The sequence below is a fragment of the Paenibacillus tarimensis genome (assembly GCF_021532315.1).
GTDB classification, from domain to species: domain Bacteria; phylum Bacillota; class Bacilli; order Paenibacillales; family Paenibacillaceae; genus Paenibacillus_I; species Paenibacillus_I tarimensis.
Genome location: NZ_JAKGAO010000015.1, coordinates 54,256 through 72,678 on the forward strand (window position 1 = coordinate 54,256; position 18,423 = coordinate 72,678).

An 18,423-nucleotide genomic window follows, 5' to 3' on the forward strand; every position below is an offset into this window, starting at 1 on the left:
CTTTGGCACTAATTTATGTCGATTAATATACCTTCACATTCACCTTCTGCGTCGTCACCAGCTTGCCGCTATTGTCGTATGCCTGCACCGCGATCTCAATCTTCTTGCCTTTATAGGCGCGAAAATCAATTTCCGCCGTCCACGGCGGAGCAGATGCGGTTCCGACCGTGCGGCCGCCGATCTTATAGCTTACCTTGGAGAGCGTCGGGGCCCATGTCTTCACATAGCCGGACAGCTTCAGCTTGCCCGCCTGTATGGTGCTGTTGTTGACCGGCTTGTAGGATACCGGTGCCTTCTCACCAATCGAGCCCAGGTAGAACGGATTAGCCACTGATTCCTTGTACGCCTTGAGCAGCTGCTCGTTAGCCGACAGCATATAGTATTTGATCCGCGCTGTGGAATCACCGTTGCTGTCGAACCAGAACACGCCCTTCACCTTCGGGTAGACCATCGGGAGAGAAGCATAGAACTCCCGCAGCTTGTATACGGCCCACTTGGTCTTGTCCTGGCGCTTCTCAGGGTACATGTAGGACACGCCGCCCTCCGAGATGAACACCGGCTTGCGCGCGGCATATGTCTGGTAGATGTGGTCGAACTTGTCCAGGTGACTCGACCGGTCCTCACCCTGCTTCAGCGGGTCCAGGGACGGATCGAAGATCGTGTACAAGCTCACGCCGACCCAGTCCACATAGGCATCTCCAGGGTAATACGATTCGATCGTATACGTCGGGTTCGCTCCTGGCGCCCAGACCATCGCGACATTGTCCTTCGCTTCCTCGCGGAACACCTTCGCAACAAGCCGGAACTTCTCAATATACTTCTCCGGATCGCCGTGCCACTTCACCCAGCCGCCGTTCATCTCATTGGCGAACCGCAGGAACACCGGTGCCTCCGATTCCCCGATTGCCTTCGCCAGGCCGCGCAGGTAGGCATCATCCTTGACCTGATCCAAGCCCTTGACCGGCTGCACGCCGATCTGCAGAGCCGTTCCGCTGGCCTTCGCCCGCTCCAGATGCTTTGCCAGCAGTGCCGGGTCGCTGCCATAGTTAAAATACAGCAGATAAGCCGCATGCTTCTTGCCCGTCAGCACTGGGAACTGCTCCGTGAAATACTTACCCTTCTTCGGGTCGTTAACCGCCTTGTCCAGCTCCGCATAAGCGCCGATCAAAGCGCCGTTAGCCGGTACAAACTTCGTTCCGCCGTAAGTGGCCCCCTGTCCAGCCGGCTGCTCTACATACAGCTTGGCCGAGCTGCGGAGCAGGTTGGCCTTCCGTTTGGCCGCAATGCTTACCTGCGTCTGATTCGCCTTACCCGAATATTCCGCCTCAAGATCCCAGTTCGCAACGGCGTCGTCATATCGCTTCAGCCCCTTGTAGCAGTCGCCGATCCGGCGGTACATCTGCGCAGCGATACCATAGTCTTTGCCCTTGACAAATACTGGCGCAATTTGCTTGTATTTGGCTATTGCCTCGATATATTTGCCCCGTGCTTCAAGCTTCTGAGCTTCCTTGTAGACCGTCCACACACTTGCCGCCTGCGCCTTGCCCGGCTGCATAACCGGTATGCTCAGCATGATGATAATCAGCACCAGCCCTGCCCTTACCATCCAACCTGCTCTGCCCGCTGCCTTCTGTCCTTGCTGCACACTGTCTCCCCCGTCTCTCCTGCCTGATAGCAGAACCTGATGAATCATGTAGAATTGTGTCTATTAAAGCAGGATTATTATACCAGTCCTTAGTTCCTATGAAAATAAAAAAAGAGAACCGCAAGTAGAGCAGTTCTCCTGACTTGCAGCAGTCCGGCTAGGACTTACCGCAGCATTTCTTATATTTAACACCGCTGCCGCATGGGCATGGCTCATTGCGTCCAATCTTTCGCCGCTGATCCAGCTGGATGACCTTGCCGCCCGGTTCTGCACCTTCAGACGCTCCCTGCGCCTGTCCCGCCGCAGCCGGCTTCGCTTCAGGCTGAGGATTCAGCTCCAGCGGGGTGTACCCCTTCAGGAACCACAGCCGGGTGTTGTTCATCAGCTTCATCAGCAGGTCGATCAGCTGCCGGACCGCAAGCTCGTCGCCAAGCTCGAATTCCTGCTCGATATCCTGCATAATTTCCGTAAGGGGATCGCCGAGCTTGATGCTGTAAGCCAGCATATCCACAGTCTTCTCCGCGTCCGCACGGCTCAGCTCGTAGTGATGTATGAAGTAATGGACCAGAGCCTGGAACTGCGGTGTCCGGTCGATGTAGTCCGGATCTGCCGCCTGCACGACCTGCTTCTTCGTCAGCGGGTAGAAGCCGGCATCCTGCCGCAGTCCCTGCTCCTTGCGCACGCCTGCAATATCCGTTACGTCCGCATGGGCCACAAGCTCATCCATAACTTGTATAGACGCGTCATAATTAGCCGCATCCACAATCACCTGACGGTATTGCTCTGTATCCAGAGCCTCCTCCGTATAGAGAGGAATCAGCTCCGCCAGCTCATCCCAGGTCAGCACACCATTATAGTAAAGAATGCCCCGGGTGAGCTTCGCAAGCTCTGTATTGCGCTGAACACTGGCTCTAAGCTCGGCCGTATCTGCCCGGCGGAAGTTCTCCAGCACTTCTTCCGGCATGACCAGCGCGTTAACACCGTCCACTACACCAGGGAACAGCAGTCCCAGACTGCGGAAATAGACGATTTGTTCATATATTAAGTCCGGCTGCTCCAGCTTCCCGTGCTTCCGCTCGGCCGCCTTCAGCAGATTGTACTTCGATTCATCCAGTGAATGCCACACGCGTTCCAGACCTTCCGGCATCTGAGCCGCGATCGCCTCGCAGAGCTCCTGCTTCTTAAGCGTGCTTACACCCTTCACCTTCAGCTGCAGGCTTGTCCGAACGCGGGTCAGATCATCCTTCGTCAACCGGCCCAGCGCCTCTGTAAGCCCTAACGGATAGCTGATTGCGGTCCACAGCGCGGCCTCTTCCTTCTTCCGCTTCGCACTCAGGCGTTCTAATTCTTTCTTCTGTGCTGTCTGCTCTTGCACTGCCATGCTACTCAACTTGTATAACGCTCCCTTCCAGACATCCGCACTGCGATAGGGGTGGCATTCCGCCCCCCTGCTGCAGTGCGATTTCCCTTCGAACCGCAGGCCCTGCTTCAGCTGTATGAGCCAGAACAGGACCTGCCTTCTATGTAAACTCCTATGAGTATACCAGAATATTCTGCCCGTGCGGTACAATGGGAACAATTTCATCGTCTCATCGGACTCTATTTCCCTGGCTGATTCTCGGTAACCTCCATCAAATACACCCGCTCGCGGAATCCTCCGCGCTTCTCTGCCTTGTCCCTGCGGACCGCCTCAAGCTGCTCCGGGCTAGACCCGTGTACCCCCGCCAGCGTATGCAGAAGCTCCAAGATATCTGCGAGCTCCTCCACAGCGCTGCTGTCATCCCCGGCCCGCATGTACTCGTCCAGCTCCTCGTACAGCTTCGTGCGAAGCTGCGCGCGGTATTCCGTTTCCTCCAGAACCCGGGTGCTGCATGTACTGCCGCCCTCTGCGATAATGGCGGGTATCCGGTCCCGCACAAGCTTGTTATAGGTAGCCATAATGAATCTACTCCCCTCTCATCCGCTAATTATCCGCGTGTTAGGCAAGGTCACCCTCAGCTTAGCTGCCAAGCAACCTTAAGGCGCTGCGCATCGTCATATGATTATCGATCTGGTCAGTCCTCTTGGAATCATAATAAAGAAGCAGAGGTGAAGCCAGATGATAATCTGGATCAACGGAGCGTTCGGCTCAGGCAAAACACAGACCGCATACGAGCTCCACCGGCGGCTGCCAGGCTCGTATGTGTTCGATCCGGAGAACGCCGGTTATTATATCCGCAAAAACGTCCCAAAGCAAGCAGCCTGCGGTGATTTTCAAGATTATCCGATGTGGCGTGAATTCAATTATGCCATGCTGACTTATATCAGCCGCAGCTTCGACGGTCCCATCCTTGTGCCGATGACGGTGGTCAATCCGGTGTACTTCCGCGAGCTGGTCGGACGGCTGCGCCTGGATGGTGTTAGTGTTCATCATTTCACCCTATTGGCGTCTCCGGAAACACTGCTGAAGCGGCTGCGCAGCCGGGGCGAGGGCGCCAGCTCCTGGGCGGCGCGGCAGATTGACCGCTGCACGGAGGCGCTGACCGACGACCGGTTCGCGCAGCACATCGTAACAGACCAGCTTACAGTCGAAGCTGCGGCAGAGACCATCGCCTCCGCGCTGGGACTGCCCCTCCTGCCGGATCATAGAGGGAAGCTGGGCAGGATGAGGGACCGGCTGGTGACGAAGTTTCGTCACATCCGAATCGGCGGCTGAGACTCTCCTCTCCCACCTGTCGCCTATCTAACCCCTACCCGCCAGATATATGAAGAGGGCAGGCCCATTGGGCCCGCCCTAATCTTCCTCTTAACCCTTACTCTTCCGCCTGTTCCTTAAGCCAAATCCAGCACAAGCACTGTTACCGAATGCGCCGGCAGCGTGAGTACGGCAGTTGTTCCGTCGATTGTCACACTGGACTCTGCTGGCTGTACCTTCTCGTCATTCTTCTTGTTGACGTTCGGAATGTTCAGCAGTGACTCATCGCCGGTGAGTGTAACCACCTTGGCCGCAGCAGCGACGTTCAGGTCCTTCAGCTCAAGCTCAGTTGTCTTGTCGGTTCCGTCAGCGTTCACAAGCTTCACATAGACATGCTTGTCATCCTTCGTGACGGAGCTGAACACATCACGGTTGTATGCCTCAAGCTTATAGTCCAGCACCAGGCTCGATTCCTTGCCGTCTGTGTACGAGCAGACCAGACGGTCGCCTGTCCCTCCGCCAAAATCTACCGTAATCGCGTATTCCGCACCTTCGGTCAGCGGCTCATAGCTGCAAGCACGCAGGTTGCCGGCTGCGGAGCTGGAGGAGTAGTCGCCCAGCGTGTAGCCTTCGATGCCCTGCTTGTACACCTTCACGCCAGTCGCATTGCCGTTGTAGCCGATCGCGTATTCGATAACATCCTTCTTCTCCGGCATGATGTCGGTCAGCCCGGCACCCACGAAGAAGCCTTCCGTACCCGCGCCCTTCACAGCGGTGACCTCTACCTTGTAATTGGTCCACTCGTCATTCAAGATGTAGAGGCCGTTGCGCCCGCTGCTCTGTGCCTTCAGCACAAGGCCGCGCTCAGGATCTACCGTATAGCCCGCCGAGCCCGGAATAACCTGCCATGCGCCGTCCAGCTGCTGCGTGAAGTCCTGATCCAGCAGCACGCGGCCATCCGCATGGGAAGTCACTTTCACACGCTTCACGATAACCTCTGCATTGCCTGCCGCGATCTCGATGCCGCCGCGCGGGATGAGCTCAAGCGGCTTGCCGCTGCGGTACGTCCGGAAGGATGTGCCGAGCACCTTCTTGCCGGCATACTTCGCGAACAGCTGCTGTACATAATAGTTCGGCGTGAACCATACCGTCTCGTCGTCGAACCAGATGCAGTCCGGCGTCCAGCGGTAGGTGCCGTCGGTCAGCACCTTGTTGAACAGCGGCGCGTAAGCCGTCAGCAGCACGACGTCGGCGTTATTTTCGAAGCCGGTCATCATGGCTGCTTCCGCTACCGCGCCTGCCAGCGTGTTCTTGTCCGTGGACGCATACTCGCCGACGAATACCTTGGAGGTCTCGCGCAGATTCAGGCTGCCGTCCTGCTCATAGGCCCGGTAATAATAGTTATAGCGGTCTACGTTGTTTAGCAGATACTCATTGGAACGGTAATAGTGCTCGTCCGCAATCGTATCCATGTAGTTCGGCTGCTTCTCATACCAGGTGATCGTCTCCTCATGGCTGTGCTTGCCGTCCGTGAAGCTGACCTTGGCTTCGCCCTTCAAGCGTCCGCTCAGGAACTTCCAGCCTTCCTGGTACGCATCGTCATCCGCCTGCGCGCCGACTGTTGAGATAATGTGTAGCTCATGATCCGGGTAAAACTTCGCCATATGCTCGTCGATCGCAGCCTTGAACACCTCGAAGTTCGCATAGAACTCCGTGCCCCAGTTCTCGTTGCCGACACCGAGGTAGCGGAGATCGAACGGCGCTTCGTGGCCCATCTGGCGGCGCAGTGCAGCCCATTCGTTATGCTCAAAATCCACGCTGATCGCAAAATCGATCAGATCCGTAAAGTTCTTGATGTAGTAATCGCGCAGTGCTCCGCCCGCCGGGTTGCAATAATCCGAACGAGCCTGGCAGAGTACGCCGCAGGCCATGACCGGCAGCGGTGTCGCATTCAGGTCCTCGGCCAGCTGGAAATATTCCATATAGCCAAGACCCATCGTCATCATGTAACCCCAGACGTTGAAGTTCTCCTTGCGCAGCTCGATGTCGCGGACCGATTCCTTCCAGTCGTAGACGTTCTCCCAGATATGCGAGCCTTCGGAGATGCAGCCGCCTGGGAAGCGCAGGAAGGTCGGGTGAAGATCCAGCAGCGCCTCGACCAGGTCTCTGCGGAGACGATAGTTCGGGTTGCCGGTGTAGTTCGCATGCGCGCTTGCCGAGCGCGGCTCTTCGCGAACGCCCCATACCTCTTCGGGATAGAGCGAGACCATGTCGATGGAGATTTCGCCGCTGAATACAAGTGCCAGCTGGCCAAGCACCGTGCGGGAACCGGTCAGGACGATTTGTGACTCTGCGCCATACTTCTTCCACGTGCCGCCGCCTTCGACTTCAATAACAGCCGCATCGCTGATGTCCCCGCCGTCCGGGTCCTTCAGCTGTATCGTGATGGTGCCCGGCTTGTCCGCCTTCGCCCAAATCGTGAACAAGTAGCGCGCGCCTTCGCGGATCGCCATCGCACAGTAGCCGTTCGTATCGTTAAATCCGCGGTTATACAGCGTTGCGCCGTCTGCCACTGTGACGTAGTAGGCGTTGACCTCCTTGTCTTCCAGGCCAAAATGGTCATTCAGACCGCCGGAATTCTGCACCTTGACCTTATCGGTGTCGCCGCTCCAGGCTTCAAGCGCATTGTGATTGCGGCCTGTGGAGACGCCATTTTCCCCGGAGTGGTGGTTGTACGTATCAAAAGTGAACGCTTCGAACGAGCGGTTGCGCACAAGCTCCGCATAAATGCCGCCGTCTGCCGCATTGTTAATATCCTCGTAGAACAATCCGTACATCACGTCGCTAACGTTCATCAATTCCTTGCCGCCCTCGATTGTCAGCTTGTACGGAGGCATGCCCCCCGGCATCACAGTAACCGGATAGCTCTTCTCGACCGTATAGCCGCCCCGCTTCAGTACAGCGGTCAGAATAACGCCCTGCGGCGCTTGTACATCCTTAACCGCACCTTCGCCTGTCAGCACCTCCGGATGGCTGGATGTCCAGCTGACTTCAACCTTGCCGCCCATGAGAGAGGCAGGAAGCGTCAGATCCTTCGTGACGATGGAGGCCGGGAACGACAAATATTTGTCGCGGGCCAGTTGGACGATCTGCTGATCGGTCAGCGAATCGCACATCACCTCAATAACCTCGTCCTGGGACAAGCCTGCCGCATAGATACGGAAATCGGAGAACGAGCCGGCAAAATCCGCATCCGCCTCATACTGCGAGCGTCCGATATAATTGTTCTTGTACTGGGCTGCCTCATTGAACGTCGCAAACCAGGCGCGCAGCTTGGCGTACATGCCGCTGGAGGTCTGGCTGATCGAGCCGTCGGTCGCTACCTCGCCGTTCACATAGAGAACCGGACCCGCGCTGCTGAGCGTGCCATTCTTCGTGCCAATAACCGACATGGCAATATGCATCCACTCGCCCGTCGGGTAGGATTTGCCCGGATCAGCGACAATGTCGCCCTCCGCATGCAGGGTGGCGCGCATGTTGCGCGTCAGGAACAGGTAAGGGCCTTCAGGTCCTTGACCAAAATCAAAAATCCTCTCCCACACATTCGAACCCTTGTCAAAATAAACCCATGTCGACACCGTCACGCCGGACTGGTCGCTTACGCCTTCCAATAGGCCTGCGGGGAGCTGTATGTAGGATGTGCCGCTTGCTCCGCCAGGCAGTGTAACAGCCGGTCTGCCGCCAACGTTTGACGCCACAGGCAGCTGCCTGCCTGCCGCTTCCGCGTCGTTGCCCTTCCCGGAGCTGTCCTTGCCGATTTGCTCAGCATCATCAAATTTGTACTGCGCAATCAACCGTTCTTTGAATGGTACATCTTCAAATTTCATCGAATGCGTCTCCTGTTTCTAATGATTTTTGGTGGTATGATCTCATCAAGTACGGGTCATGCTCTGGCTGCTCCAGCATGTCATGATAACGCTTTTATCATAACATATCTATGAATCAATTAATACTTACGTAATGAATGAACAGGTCAATATTAGTGTTACCAATTTTGCAAAAATAGTTGTTATAACTGGAGAAATCACGTGCTGTGCCGCAGAGCAGCGCCATTGTAATAAATAAAAAAAAATTACTCGTAGCAGCTCTAACATTAATGTCGAAACGTGTCGATAATAACTGTTACATACCAAACACCAAGGAGAGACATCATGAAGAAAATGTTTAAGAGCTTACGATTTAAGCTCACACTAATTATCCTGCTGCTTACGCTAGTTCCCCTTCTAAGTCTTGCTGCGATTCAGATGGATCAATTCAAGAGCCAGCTTACAAGCAGCATTAACGAGAAGGAAATTGATCTGGCGGAGAGTAACGCGGCTGCTACAGACCGTTGGCTTCATTCGAAAATAAGCGCAACACAAAAGCTGTTAACAAGTACTCCCGACTTCCACGAGCAGGATATTCTGGCCCAGTATATGGCCGTACAAGCGGTCGTTAACACTGATCCGGAGGTCGCGTTGGCGGTTGTAGCCAACGCGGATGGTCTAATCCCTGCTGAGGACGGGTCATTTACGGATGTATCGGACCGTGAATATTTTAAGGCAGCCAAAGAGACAAAAGAGCCCGCGATAAGTGACCTTATCACAATTAGAGGTACCCAAGACCTGGGTGTCTCCATAGCTGTACCGTATTTTGACGGACAGAATCAATTTAAGGGCATTGTTCTAAACATTGTCTCTATTGAAACCCTGAAGAGGACATTCGAGCAAATTAAAATAGGTGAAACCGGTTTTGGCGCGCTAATCTCCCATTCGGGTGTTACGATATACCATCCTGTGGAAGATACGATAAACAAGCACTACAAGGAAGCATTGAAGAATAAAGGCACTCTAGAGGTATTTGATAAAATGATGGCAGAGGAGCGCGGTCTGGCCTCCTATACCGATGATTCCGGAATAGCCAAGGTCGCTGCCTACGCTACAATCAAAAACACGGGATGGAAGGTCCTTGTAACCGTACCGGAGAACGAAGTGTATGACGGACTCCGGAGCAATCTTGACAGGACCCTGCTTATCATCATTTTCATCGTTGTGGCGGTGACTCTGATCTCGATCTTTACAGCAGGGTTCATCTCGAAACCGGTAAAGCGGTTGTCCGACTTTGTGAACGTGATGGCGGGGGCAGACTTCACCCATTCCCTGCCGGCGAAGCTGCTAAAGCGCAGTGATGAGATCGGACAACTAGCCACTTCAGTTGAACAGATGTCCAGCTCCATTCGAGCGGTTCTGGGCCAGGTTGCTGTTGAGACAGAGAACGTTAAAACAAACATTGGCCAATCGACATCCAGTATGAGCTCACTGGTCTCGCAGGTGGAGGAGGTATCCGAAACAACCGAGCAGATGTCGGCAGGCATGCAGCAAACGGCAGCGATGGCTCAGCAGATGAACGCTACCTCCACCGAAATTAAGGAGGCTGTAAACTCAATCGCGATTAAGGCGCAGGACGGCTCCTCCATGGCAGATGAAATTGCGGAACGTGCCCAGCATTTGAAGGAATCCGCGGTATCTTCCCGTGATACGGCTCAGGATATCCGCAATGCAATCGACAGCGAGTCGAGGGCAGCCATAGGACAAGCAAAGGCCGTAGAGCAAATTCACGTCTTGACGGACTCCATCCTTCAGATTACAGCCCAAACCAATCTGCTGTCCCTTAATGCCGCGATCGAGGCTGCTCGTGCCGGAGAGGCTGGCAAAGGATTTGCCGTCGTAGCCGGTGAAATCCGTAAGCTGGCTGAGACATCGGCTAATACAGCCGGCGAAATCCAGAGCGTTGCGGGCCGTGTTATGGATTCCGTTACAGCCCTGACCAGAAGCTCCGAGAAGACGCTGAGATTCATCGACGAGACGGTTATCCAGGACTATAATGCGATGGTTGCCAATGGTGAGCAGTATTACAGAGACGCAGAGTCGGTTCAATACCTTGTGACAGATTTCAGCGCAACAGCTGAACAGCTGCTGGCATCTATTCAAAATGTGGCTCAGTCCATCCAAGAAGTGACCGGCTCTAACAGTGAGAATGCTGCGGGTACGCAAAATATCGCCGAGAAAACAACGGAGATGCGCATACAATCCGAGCAGTTAGCCCAGCTGATGCTGCAGACAGAGGAAACAGCAGCCCTGTTGTTAGCGGCTGTGTCGAAGTTTAAGGTTTAAGAAGGTAGAGTAAGGAAGAGGGAGCAGCTGCCGCAAGCAGTCTGCTCCCTTTTATGTTAAACAACTCCAGATACCTCTATTCTTTACTCCCTCCATCTCCTCTGATCAAAAGGCCTGCTGCGAAAGATGAATGGATTCCAGCTTGTGCATACGGGACAGAAAATCCGGCTTCTGCTTGACCATGCTGCTTCCCAGGTCCAAGGAGCGCAGGTTCTTCAGCTTCTCCAGCTCAGCGGGCAGCTCTTGAATGGAGCTGTATTGAATCGTTAGCTGCTCCAGCTGCTTCAGCTCCCCAATTTCGGGTGGAATACGGTCAAGACCGATCTCCTCCTTCGGCTTTGGCCGCCAGCCGGGTGCGGGACGATCTGAGCTGCCGCAGCTGATGCTGAGCTCTCTGAGATTCTTCAGCTTGCCAATGAATGCAGGAAGGCTCTCCAGATCAGCGGTCATGATCCGCAGGCGCTCAAGCTTGCTCAGCTCAAACAACCCTTCTGGAAGCTGATACAGATCCTGCTCGAAAATCTCTAAATCACGCAGTTCGGTAAGTTCCCTGATTCGCTCCGGCAGCTCTGTCAGCCTATGACCGCTCAAATACAGCCGGTCTGTCTGGTGCCCGCTCCGAATTCCGGACGGCCAGATCAATGACCTGCCTGTAAGCTTCACCCCTTGGATCTGTGTACATTCTCAAATCGTCTGCTTCCTTCCTTCATACAGACAGCACTAAACTACCTGTATTATTTTCTAACGCTGACATACTGTTGTCACTGGGACTCCCATATACTGATTAAAGATCGTGAATCCGAAAGCCAAAGGAGATGTTCCTATGCCAAGCTGCGTAACCATGTACGAGTATCATGCCTGGGCCAACCAAACCATGCTCAACCGGATCGTTGAACTGCCTTCGGGGGTATATAATCAGGAAGTGCAGAGCATTTTCCCCTCTGTTGCTACGGTGATGGCCCATATATACACAACAGACTGGACCTGGCTGGCAATCATGGAAGGCATGCCGATGACCGAGGCTATGAAGCTTGCCGGGCCTCATGAGGAAGAAGCTCTGAAAGCAAGTCCCCAGGAGCTCTCGGAGCTATTCAAGCTTCTGTCCGCGCGGTACCAAGAATTATTCAGAAGAGAGACGAATCTGGAACGGCTGCTCCTGCTCGATAACCCTTACACAGAGGCGAAGGAGATCAGTCTGGACCAAATGGTTATGCAGGTGGTGAATCACGGAACCTACCACAGGGGAAATGTTTCCGCTATGCTGCGTCAGATGGGCCATGCTTCGGTGATGACGGAATACGCCCTGTTCTGGTATGCTGACGGAACTCCAAGCGCTGCTTCGACTGCCAGCGGAAGCATGGGGCAAGCTGAGCTTTGACCAGCTCCAGCAGTGTGATTTCGGACTAAAGACAACAGGGTCCAAGCGCATTTGATGCAGCCTGGGCCTGTTTTGTTTATGGTAAGAGCATTATTCCTTGCGATCCACGTAAAAGTTCTTATTTCCGATTACCAAATCCTCACCTTTGGCACGCTTGGTGTTCTCCAGCACCTCGAAGAATACCTGCTCCCGCTGTCCGTCATCGAATTCCAGAATAATCGTGTTGCCCGAGATTCGGTAGATGCCAGTGTCCTCCCTGTCAGCGGCAGAATTCGTCACCGCTTGGCCGGAATTCAGAGTACCAAGCGACAAGTCATCACTTTCGAAGGTGCCGTCTTTGCTCAAGATCAGTGTTTCTGTCCAGTCCGATGAATAAGATGTTACCCCCGCAAGGCCGAAATAGCCTTTATGGATATACTCACCTTTTAACGTCATGCCCTCTGCGACCGGCTGCACCGGCTCCAACTGAACATTGTTGATCTTCAGCTTGCCGTCCTTTGTAACGAGGATGGAATAGCTCTCTCCGCCGTTTAGTTGCATCTTCCCGTTCTTGATCGTGTAAGTCTGGCAACCATCCCGCTCGCAGTCTATGGTCTCCGGACCGCCATAGGGCGGTTCACCAACGAATACTATACTACCGGCAAAGAAGGTGAACATATCCATGCACAGACCGCCGCATTCATAGCCGTACTGGTCAGCGCGCATACCCGTATACATACCCCGCAGCTTCTTCAGGTCCGGCTTCCCGCTTGCGGCCTTGTAGTCCCCGCTGCCATACTGTGCCGGCTTGCGGTCATCCTTGGAAGCGGGTGGTTCGGCCACGGATGTATTCGTCTTGCCGCCAGAGGAGCTTGGACTGCCGCTGTCCGCAGGACGGGAATTACCGGCGCCCTCTGAAGGGTTAGCAGCAGTGGGAGCAGACGCCTGGGTATCATCCCCAGACAGCTTCGCTTCCATCTCCTCCTTCGTAATCCCAAGCGATTCAAGGAAGGCTTCCGAGATTACGCTTATTTCGCGGCGCGTGCCGTCCCAATAGACGACAGCCCCTGTCGCTTCGCCGATGAACCGCAGCGGCACCATTGTGCTGCCGTCTATGATTCTGGCTGGCTGATCCAGCTTAACCGCCCTGCCGTTGACCTGCGCTGTTTGTTCATTTATCGTCAAATCTATGGTCAGTCCGGCTTGTGTCCCGGTAACCAAACGCTCTGAACTGTCCCAGCTTACATCCATACCCATTGCCTCAAACAGCGGCCGGAACTGCACCAGGGTCGTGCCCTTAACGTTTACAGGTTCCACATCGAACGGGACTTGGCGGAAATCGACAAACACACTAACCGGTGAGGCAGCTGCATATGCTCGCTGCGGCATCAGCAGTGATATTAGGCTGGATATCAACAGCAGCATAGCCAGGCATACAATAATCTGTTTCCTCATCCGCCCTCCTCCCCGCAGCTTAACCTTGAACCCTTTACCCATGACAATATCCGCATCCTCCTTAACTATCCCAGCAAGACTAGTTGCTTCTATGGTACACGACATCCCCACATGCTTCCATTAGAAGTATTTAAGGATTGCGAAAGTATGGCGTACAGCAGGCCACGATAAAAGGACCCTGACTGCAAAGCAGCTCAAGGTCCCTACATGGATGTGTCTTCAATTCACCCGCTCGAAAATCCACTGCTGGACCGTATTGTTCAGGTCCGACCACTGTCCGACATTGACGCCGTCCTCTAGGCCGCCGTTCGTGACATCCAAATTCTTGCCGCTGTTGCGGTTGCGGATTTCGAAATACTGGTTATTCGTGGAGATGAAGCTCCACTGCTGGTTCAGCCCGCCGTTGTCCGTGTACTGCGCAACGTTCGCGCCATCGGCTGTTGACCTGCCTGCCACATCCGCTACCTTGCCGCTATGGCTGGCGCGCAGCTTGAAGTAGCCTCCGGCCACCGGATCAAGCGCCCAGCGCTGGTCACCCGAGCCGTTGTACGTCCACTGCAGAATGTTAGCGCCATCCGCCGTCGAAGCATTGTGGACAGCCAGCACTTTGCCGCTGTTGCGGTTCCGGATACGGTAGAAAATATCCCCCGTCCCTTCGCCTGAAGGGCGCGCAATAGCTGTTGCCGGATTAACCGGCTCACCGAACACCGGCGTATCGCCGTTCCAGTTCACCTTCTGAATTCGGGTCGTCCGCTGGTCACCGCAGCCCTGGCCGGAGCCGTCGTTGGCGTGATAGACAATCCAGTCTTCCGTGCCGTCAGGCGATTTCACGAAGCTGTTATGCCCCGGGCCGAACACGCTGCTTGTTTTCTGGAAGACAGGGTTCGGATTTTTCGTCCAATTGCTGGCTACCGTTAAATCCGCATTAATATTGGCCGTCAGCAGCCCCAGCTTGTAATCATCGGTCCAGCAGCCGCTCGCCGAGAAGGTTATGTGAACCTTCGAGCCGTGCGTAAGGAAGGCTGGTGCTTCATTAACCCGCCCGCCGTATGTTTCCCAGGCGTTAGTAGGCGCGGAGATCATCGTTCCCCGTCCCTGAATCGCCGTCGGGCTGCTCATCTTCGCAATCATGATGCGCTGCGGCTGACCCGGCGCTATCTCCGACCAGGCGATATACAGCTGGCCGTTGATGTTCGCTACCGTATGGTCGATCGACCAGTATTCGGCGGTATCCCTCAGCTTGATCGGTGCGGACCAGCTGCCCTCCAGCGGATTCGCGCTAGTATTGCGGATGACCCACATCCGCATGTTGGCGTTGTTCGGCTCACTGCTGCCCGCGGAGAAATAGAGATACCAGGCACCATTAATATAGTTCAGCTCAGGCGCCCAGATATTATTGGAATAACAGTTCGCGCCCGCGCAGTACGACTGATTCTTGGTGAACACTGTCTTACGGTTGCCATTGCCGATACCCGTCAGCGACGAGGAGCGGACGATATCGATTTTGTCCCAATTCTGCGAGGTATGCACAAAATAGTAATAGCCGTCCGTATGCCGCATAACATGCGGGTCAGCCGACGAATACGGCGCCACAGGATTAATGAAGGTCGTTGAAGCCGCGCCCGCCTGCAGCGGAAACACGCTAAGCCCAAGAACGAAAGCCAATACGAGCATCAGCATCTGCCTGCTCTGTCTTCTCATCACTTTATTCCTCCCCATCATGTTCATAATCTGGTTCAGCCAGCTCATCAAGCAGACCAATAACCGCCTACATCCTGATTCCTACTGTTCAACTGCCTCCTTTCTCAGTTTTGTGAATACGCTTACATTTTTGTTACAATTACATTATACCGGACACAAGAGGAAAAACAACCAGGAATTAACTAATTAATAGTTTGGTTAATCTGATTGATTAGCCCCATCGCAACCTGAGTTTTCTAGGCCATTCACACCCCTGCCTCGGTCTTCAGCTCTGAACCCACGCCCGTTCTGGTATCCAGTTTTGCCGCCTTATGGTTCCGCGGAACATAATATTTGCCAGCAGCAGTATTGGAGCCATCACGAAGAGAATGAATTTGAAAGCACCAGACAGACCAAAGAGGTCTGCTAGAAATCCGTACGCCGAATTACTCAACATGCCTGTTACGCCGACCATAAAGTAAACAAACGATAATGTTGACGACCGGTAAGCAGGTTGAATGGACTGATTGAGCAGCGAAAATTTACTGGCCGTATACATGCTCATGATCAGCGTGGACAGCAGAAAGAATATTAATACGAACCACCCGCGGCTCGACACAATGCCATAAACAGCACCTAGAGCGAGGAAGGGGAGGATAGCGAGTACCCCTGCACCTGACAGATAACGGCGAATTCGAGGCAGAATGAAATAGGTCATGAAAGCACCGGCAATAAAGCCCATCTTGCAAAGTAACCGATTTCTTCATTCGAAAACCCGGCGTCCTTCAGGAAGACAGGCAGGAAATTTTCGAGAGGAATATGTACCGCATCAATAGCAAAGCCGAGGATAACAAAATAATAAATAATCCTGGAAGCAAATATAGGCCTTAGATTATGAAGGGGATGCTTCCTCAGCAAGCTGGGACCCGCGTTCTGCTCCACGTTCAGACCTTGAGGAACCGATACGAACTTCCAGAGAAGAACGAGCGACAGCAAACATGTGAAAGCGCTGCTGTAAAAGCAAAAGGCATAGCCGGCAAACGCTGACATCAGACCGGCACCAAGAGCAGATAGACCCAGAGCGATTCTGTAAAACAAGCTGTACAGTGCGCTATACCGGTCTTCATAGCCTGCGGGAATAGAATCGAAGAATAGAGCATCAATGGCCCCGGAGATTAAGCAGTAGCCGACCGTATGAAGGATGATGACCCCAACGACAACCTGCGGCGGAATCCATATATAGAGTAAATATGCTGCAGCGGATAACCCGAGACCGATCATCACGATGTTCTTCCTGCCCCAGCGGTCTGCAAGCAGTCCTCCGTACCGCAAAGGCCAGGCTGATGGTAACGAGCGACAGGCCGCTTTCCGCCAGGAATACGGCAAATATAAGTGTGAAAAAATTGAGTTCATACAAAAAATCAATGAGTGTAAGCCAGCGTGCTTGGACAGTCTGTCTATTTACCATAAACGTTACTTCGGTTAAAAACCGTATCCCTCAATTCAAAAGATTGTATATGCCTCCAAGTTCCTATTATTACTGCTTCGTGTGAGATGGTTTAGTATCAAACCTCGGTCTCTAAAAATCGAACAACATCTTTGAGTACAGCCTCATTTTCCCTGACAAAATCCTCAGAGGATGGTATTGAGGATTGTGTATGTGTAAGTTGAAGATGTATGAGTATATTTTTAAAGGAAAGGATAGAATTAAAGTCTCCTGTATTTCCTTCAACATCTGGTTTAAAATATAGCAGATTGTTCCCTTGGTCTACTTCTGTATATATCCATCCGATGATTAACTCATACCCATTTGTAGTATCTTCATATGTTAAAAAATACTGTGTAGAATCCTCGAAATCATTCTTTAGACTCAAATATTCCTTTTTGTCAAAAGACATATCTCCACTGACTATAACAATAGTCGGACTTTCTAGAGTGGATTCAGTTAACTTCATTGGTATGGTAGAGAAGTTTAGTTTTTCCTTAGCAGATTTTATCACATCTACATATTGATCATACGAAAGCACTACTTGTGGGTTTTGATCATTTGTCAAGCTAGTGGATAACATACTCTCATCATTGCTGTTACAAGCTGTTAAATTTATGAGTAACGCTAGAACCAAGATTGAGAAGCGAATTATTTTTTTCATAGCATAAGCCACCTTTTAGATAAAATAAGACTAATGAAATGATTAGATTTAATAATCATTCCATTAGTGCTTAAATATTATTTACTTCTGTGAAGATGTGAAGTTCAAAACGGACGTGCTAGAGTTTTTTAGAGGAGACCATCCGCCTTCATTTGTTGTTACTTAAATTAGGATTGTGTACTTCTCACCTGTTTGCACACTTTAGAATGCTACTATTGATATCATGCAGTTGCTATGACTATTGAAGGGATTACCGTCGAAATTGGAAAGAAAAAGAACACCACAAGATAAGCCAATTAACGAGTGTTCTTATACATATAAAACCTCTTCCCAAATTTAATATATAATAGCTGGCCAGCTTATTATAAAATTCAGTATACGATTGAGCCACGACAACTTTGAGGGGATTGATAATTTGCTTAATATATAGGCAAGAACACTAAAACAAATATTAAGCCAACTTGACAAATAAACTGGCATGACTCCTCTATGTATAAAAAGTTTGAGCAAACTTTTTGAAGAGACATTTTTGATTCATTTGTTTATATCAATAGCATAACGCGGATGAAAAGGAAATGATATATTTTTTTGTAATAAAAACCAAATTTGCTATTTTCGCCTTGGACCCGCGCGGTAAATTCGTCCGTTAGCTGGCCGGTGTGATCTAAGAAACGATGCGCATACGACACGACCATGGTAATATACGAGCAGCTTAGTATGCCTTCTCACCGACTCATACATTTGCATGAGTGCATTGTATATAAATTGAAAACAAGGCTGGCAGAATAGTGATGCACGACGAACGTTTACCCAAGAGTTTAACATCAGGGAAAATGACATCCTGGGACGAAAGTAAGTGTGATACGAAATAATACACACAAGAAGAACTCGGTATCAGCAATGTACGAAGTCACGCAACTCCCCCAATAGCACTTACATTATAAACCATACACTGATGTCATCAGTGATTTGACGTACATGCGTGTAGCCGGCAAATGGCACTACTTGTACTTGTTTGCAGACCTATTAATCGGTAAATCATCGAATGCAGCAGCGCCCCCAGTAAGACAGTACCGCTTGTTTAACAAAGCCATAGCAAGCTCTTCATTACGATTAGACCACACTCACATGTTTCATACGGATCCCGCAAAGTAACGTTTGAAATTACTGCATAAATTCGCTGACCCCACACTCCCCCTTACCGGTGAGTAACTTGACGTCAATCTCCACGATAACGTTCACTGTTTTAA

At 52.2% G+C, this 18,423-nt stretch carries 13 protein-coding genes; 3 read left to right on the plus strand and 10 right to left on the minus strand.

All coding sequences use genetic code 11. The features are described from left to right. Positions 1-22: 22 nt before the first annotated feature. The 3 genes from L1N82_RS17185 to L1N82_RS17195 all read right to left on the minus strand — a co-directional run bounded on the left by L1N82_RS17185 (position 23) and on the right by L1N82_RS17195 (position 3,583). The gene (locus L1N82_RS17185; protein WP_235288693.1) at positions 23-1,693 is read right to left on the minus strand and encodes a glycosyl hydrolase; all 1,671 of its coding nucleotides are present in this window, start codon (positions 1,691-1,693) and stop codon (positions 23-25) included. A 109-nt stretch (positions 1,694-1,802) separates the two neighbouring features. Continuing rightward, positions 1,803-3,026: a YecA family protein gene (locus L1N82_RS17190; protein ID WP_235288694.1), complete on the minus strand. Its 1,224-nt coding sequence runs from the start codon at positions 3,024-3,026 to the stop codon at positions 1,803-1,805. A 218-nt stretch (positions 3,027-3,244) separates the two neighbouring features. Continuing rightward, on the minus strand, positions 3,245-3,583 hold the full coding sequence (locus L1N82_RS17195; protein ID WP_235288695.1) for a nucleoside triphosphate pyrophosphohydrolase: 339 nt from the start codon (positions 3,581-3,583) through the stop codon (positions 3,245-3,247). A 160-nt stretch (positions 3,584-3,743) separates the two neighbouring features. Between L1N82_RS17195 and L1N82_RS17200 the strand changes: the two genes are divergently transcribed. Then, positions 3,744-4,340: an AAA family ATPase gene (locus tag L1N82_RS17200; protein WP_235288696.1), complete on the plus strand. Its 597-nt coding sequence runs from the start codon at positions 3,744-3,746 to the stop codon at positions 4,338-4,340. Between the two features lie 116 nt (positions 4,341-4,456). Here L1N82_RS17200 and L1N82_RS17205 read toward each other — a convergent pair whose 3' ends face one another. Beyond that, positions 4,457-8,206 (minus strand): alpha-L-arabinofuranosidase C-terminal domain-containing protein, encoded by a 3,750-nt coding sequence (locus tag L1N82_RS17205; protein WP_235288697.1) that lies wholly within the window; start codon positions 8,204-8,206, stop codon positions 4,457-4,459. A 324-nt stretch (positions 8,207-8,530) separates the two neighbouring features. On the opposite strand from L1N82_RS17205, the gene L1N82_RS17210 reads away from it, so the two are divergent. Continuing rightward, entirely contained in the window at positions 8,531-10,531 is a 2,001-nt protein-coding gene (locus L1N82_RS17210; RefSeq protein WP_235288698.1) for a methyl-accepting chemotaxis protein, read from the plus strand. A 105-nt stretch (positions 10,532-10,636) separates the two neighbouring features. On the opposite strand, the gene L1N82_RS17215 is transcribed toward L1N82_RS17210, so the two are convergent. After that, positions 10,637-11,194, minus strand: a complete 558-nt coding sequence (locus L1N82_RS17215) for a leucine-rich repeat domain-containing protein (RefSeq protein WP_235288699.1) — start codon at positions 11,192-11,194, stop codon at positions 10,637-10,639. Positions 11,195-11,354: 160 nt separating this feature from the next. Here L1N82_RS17215 and L1N82_RS17220 point away from each other — a divergent pair, with 160 nt between their 5' ends. Beyond that, positions 11,355-11,909: a DinB family protein gene (locus L1N82_RS17220; RefSeq protein WP_235288700.1), complete on the plus strand. Its 555-nt coding sequence runs from the start codon at positions 11,355-11,357 to the stop codon at positions 11,907-11,909. Positions 11,910-11,999: 90 nt separating this feature from the next. Here L1N82_RS17220 and L1N82_RS17225 read toward each other — a convergent pair whose 3' ends face one another. The 5 genes from L1N82_RS17225 to L1N82_RS17245 all read right to left on the minus strand — a co-directional run bounded on the left by L1N82_RS17225 (position 12,000) and on the right by L1N82_RS17245 (position 17,173). Continuing rightward, on the minus strand, positions 12,000-13,343 hold the full coding sequence (locus L1N82_RS17225) for a copper amine oxidase N-terminal domain-containing protein (protein WP_235288701.1): 1,344 nt from the start codon (positions 13,341-13,343) through the stop codon (positions 12,000-12,002). 219 nt (positions 13,344-13,562) lie between these two features. Next, the gene (locus L1N82_RS17230) at positions 13,563-15,044 is read right to left on the minus strand and encodes a family 43 glycosylhydrolase (protein WP_235288702.1); all 1,482 of its coding nucleotides are present in this window, start codon (positions 15,042-15,044) and stop codon (positions 13,563-13,565) included. Positions 15,045-15,309: 265 nt separating this feature from the next. Beyond that, positions 15,310-15,741, minus strand: coding sequence for an MFS transporter (locus L1N82_RS17235; protein WP_235288703.1), 432 nt, complete (start codon positions 15,739-15,741; stop codon positions 15,310-15,312). Then, entirely contained in the window at positions 15,738-16,355 is a 618-nt protein-coding gene (locus L1N82_RS17240; RefSeq protein ID WP_235288704.1) for an MFS transporter, read from the minus strand. Before L1N82_RS17240 ends, L1N82_RS17235 begins: the two co-directional genes overlap by 4 nt. A 233-nt stretch (positions 16,356-16,588) precedes the next feature. Beyond that, a complete protein-coding gene (locus L1N82_RS17245; protein WP_235288705.1) occupies positions 16,589-17,173 on the minus strand; it encodes a hypothetical protein in 585 nt (194 codons plus the stop codon). Positions 17,174-18,423: the final 1,250 nt, after the last annotated feature.

Excerpts from the sequence above, each read along its gene's own strand:
- L1N82_RS17200 (WP_235288696.1), top strand. The coding sequence starts at position 3,744 with ATGATAATCTGGATCAACGGAGCGTTCGGCTCAGGCAAAACACAGACC.
- L1N82_RS17235 (WP_235288703.1), bottom strand. The coding sequence starts at position 15,741 with ATGACCTATTTCATTCTGCCTCGAATTCGCCGTTATCTGTCAGGTGCA.
- L1N82_RS17195 (WP_235288695.1), bottom strand. The coding sequence starts at position 3,583 with ATGGCTACCTATAACAAGCTTGTGCGGGACCGGATACCCGCCATTATC.
- L1N82_RS17205 (WP_235288697.1), bottom strand. The coding sequence starts at position 8,206 with ATGAAATTTGAAGATGTACCATTCAAAGAACGGTTGATTGCGCAGTAC.
- L1N82_RS17230 (WP_235288702.1), bottom strand. The coding sequence starts at position 15,044 with ATGAGAAGACAGAGCAGGCAGATGCTGATGCTCGTATTGGCTTTCGTT.
- L1N82_RS17220 (WP_235288700.1), top strand. The coding sequence starts at position 11,355 with ATGCCAAGCTGCGTAACCATGTACGAGTATCATGCCTGGGCCAACCAA.
- L1N82_RS17190 (WP_235288694.1), bottom strand. The coding sequence starts at position 3,026 with ATGGCAGTGCAAGAGCAGACAGCACAGAAGAAAGAATTAGAACGCCTG.
- L1N82_RS17210 (WP_235288698.1), top strand. The coding sequence starts at position 8,531 with ATGAAGAAAATGTTTAAGAGCTTACGATTTAAGCTCACACTAATTATC.
- L1N82_RS17245 (WP_235288705.1), bottom strand. The coding sequence starts at position 17,173 with ATGAAAAAAATAATTCGCTTCTCAATCTTGGTTCTAGCGTTACTCATA.
- L1N82_RS17185 (WP_235288693.1), bottom strand. The coding sequence starts at position 1,693 with ATGATTCATCAGGTTCTGCTATCAGGCAGGAGAGACGGGGGAGACAGT.
- L1N82_RS17225 (WP_235288701.1), bottom strand. The coding sequence starts at position 13,343 with ATGAGGAAACAGATTATTGTATGCCTGGCTATGCTGCTGTTGATATCC.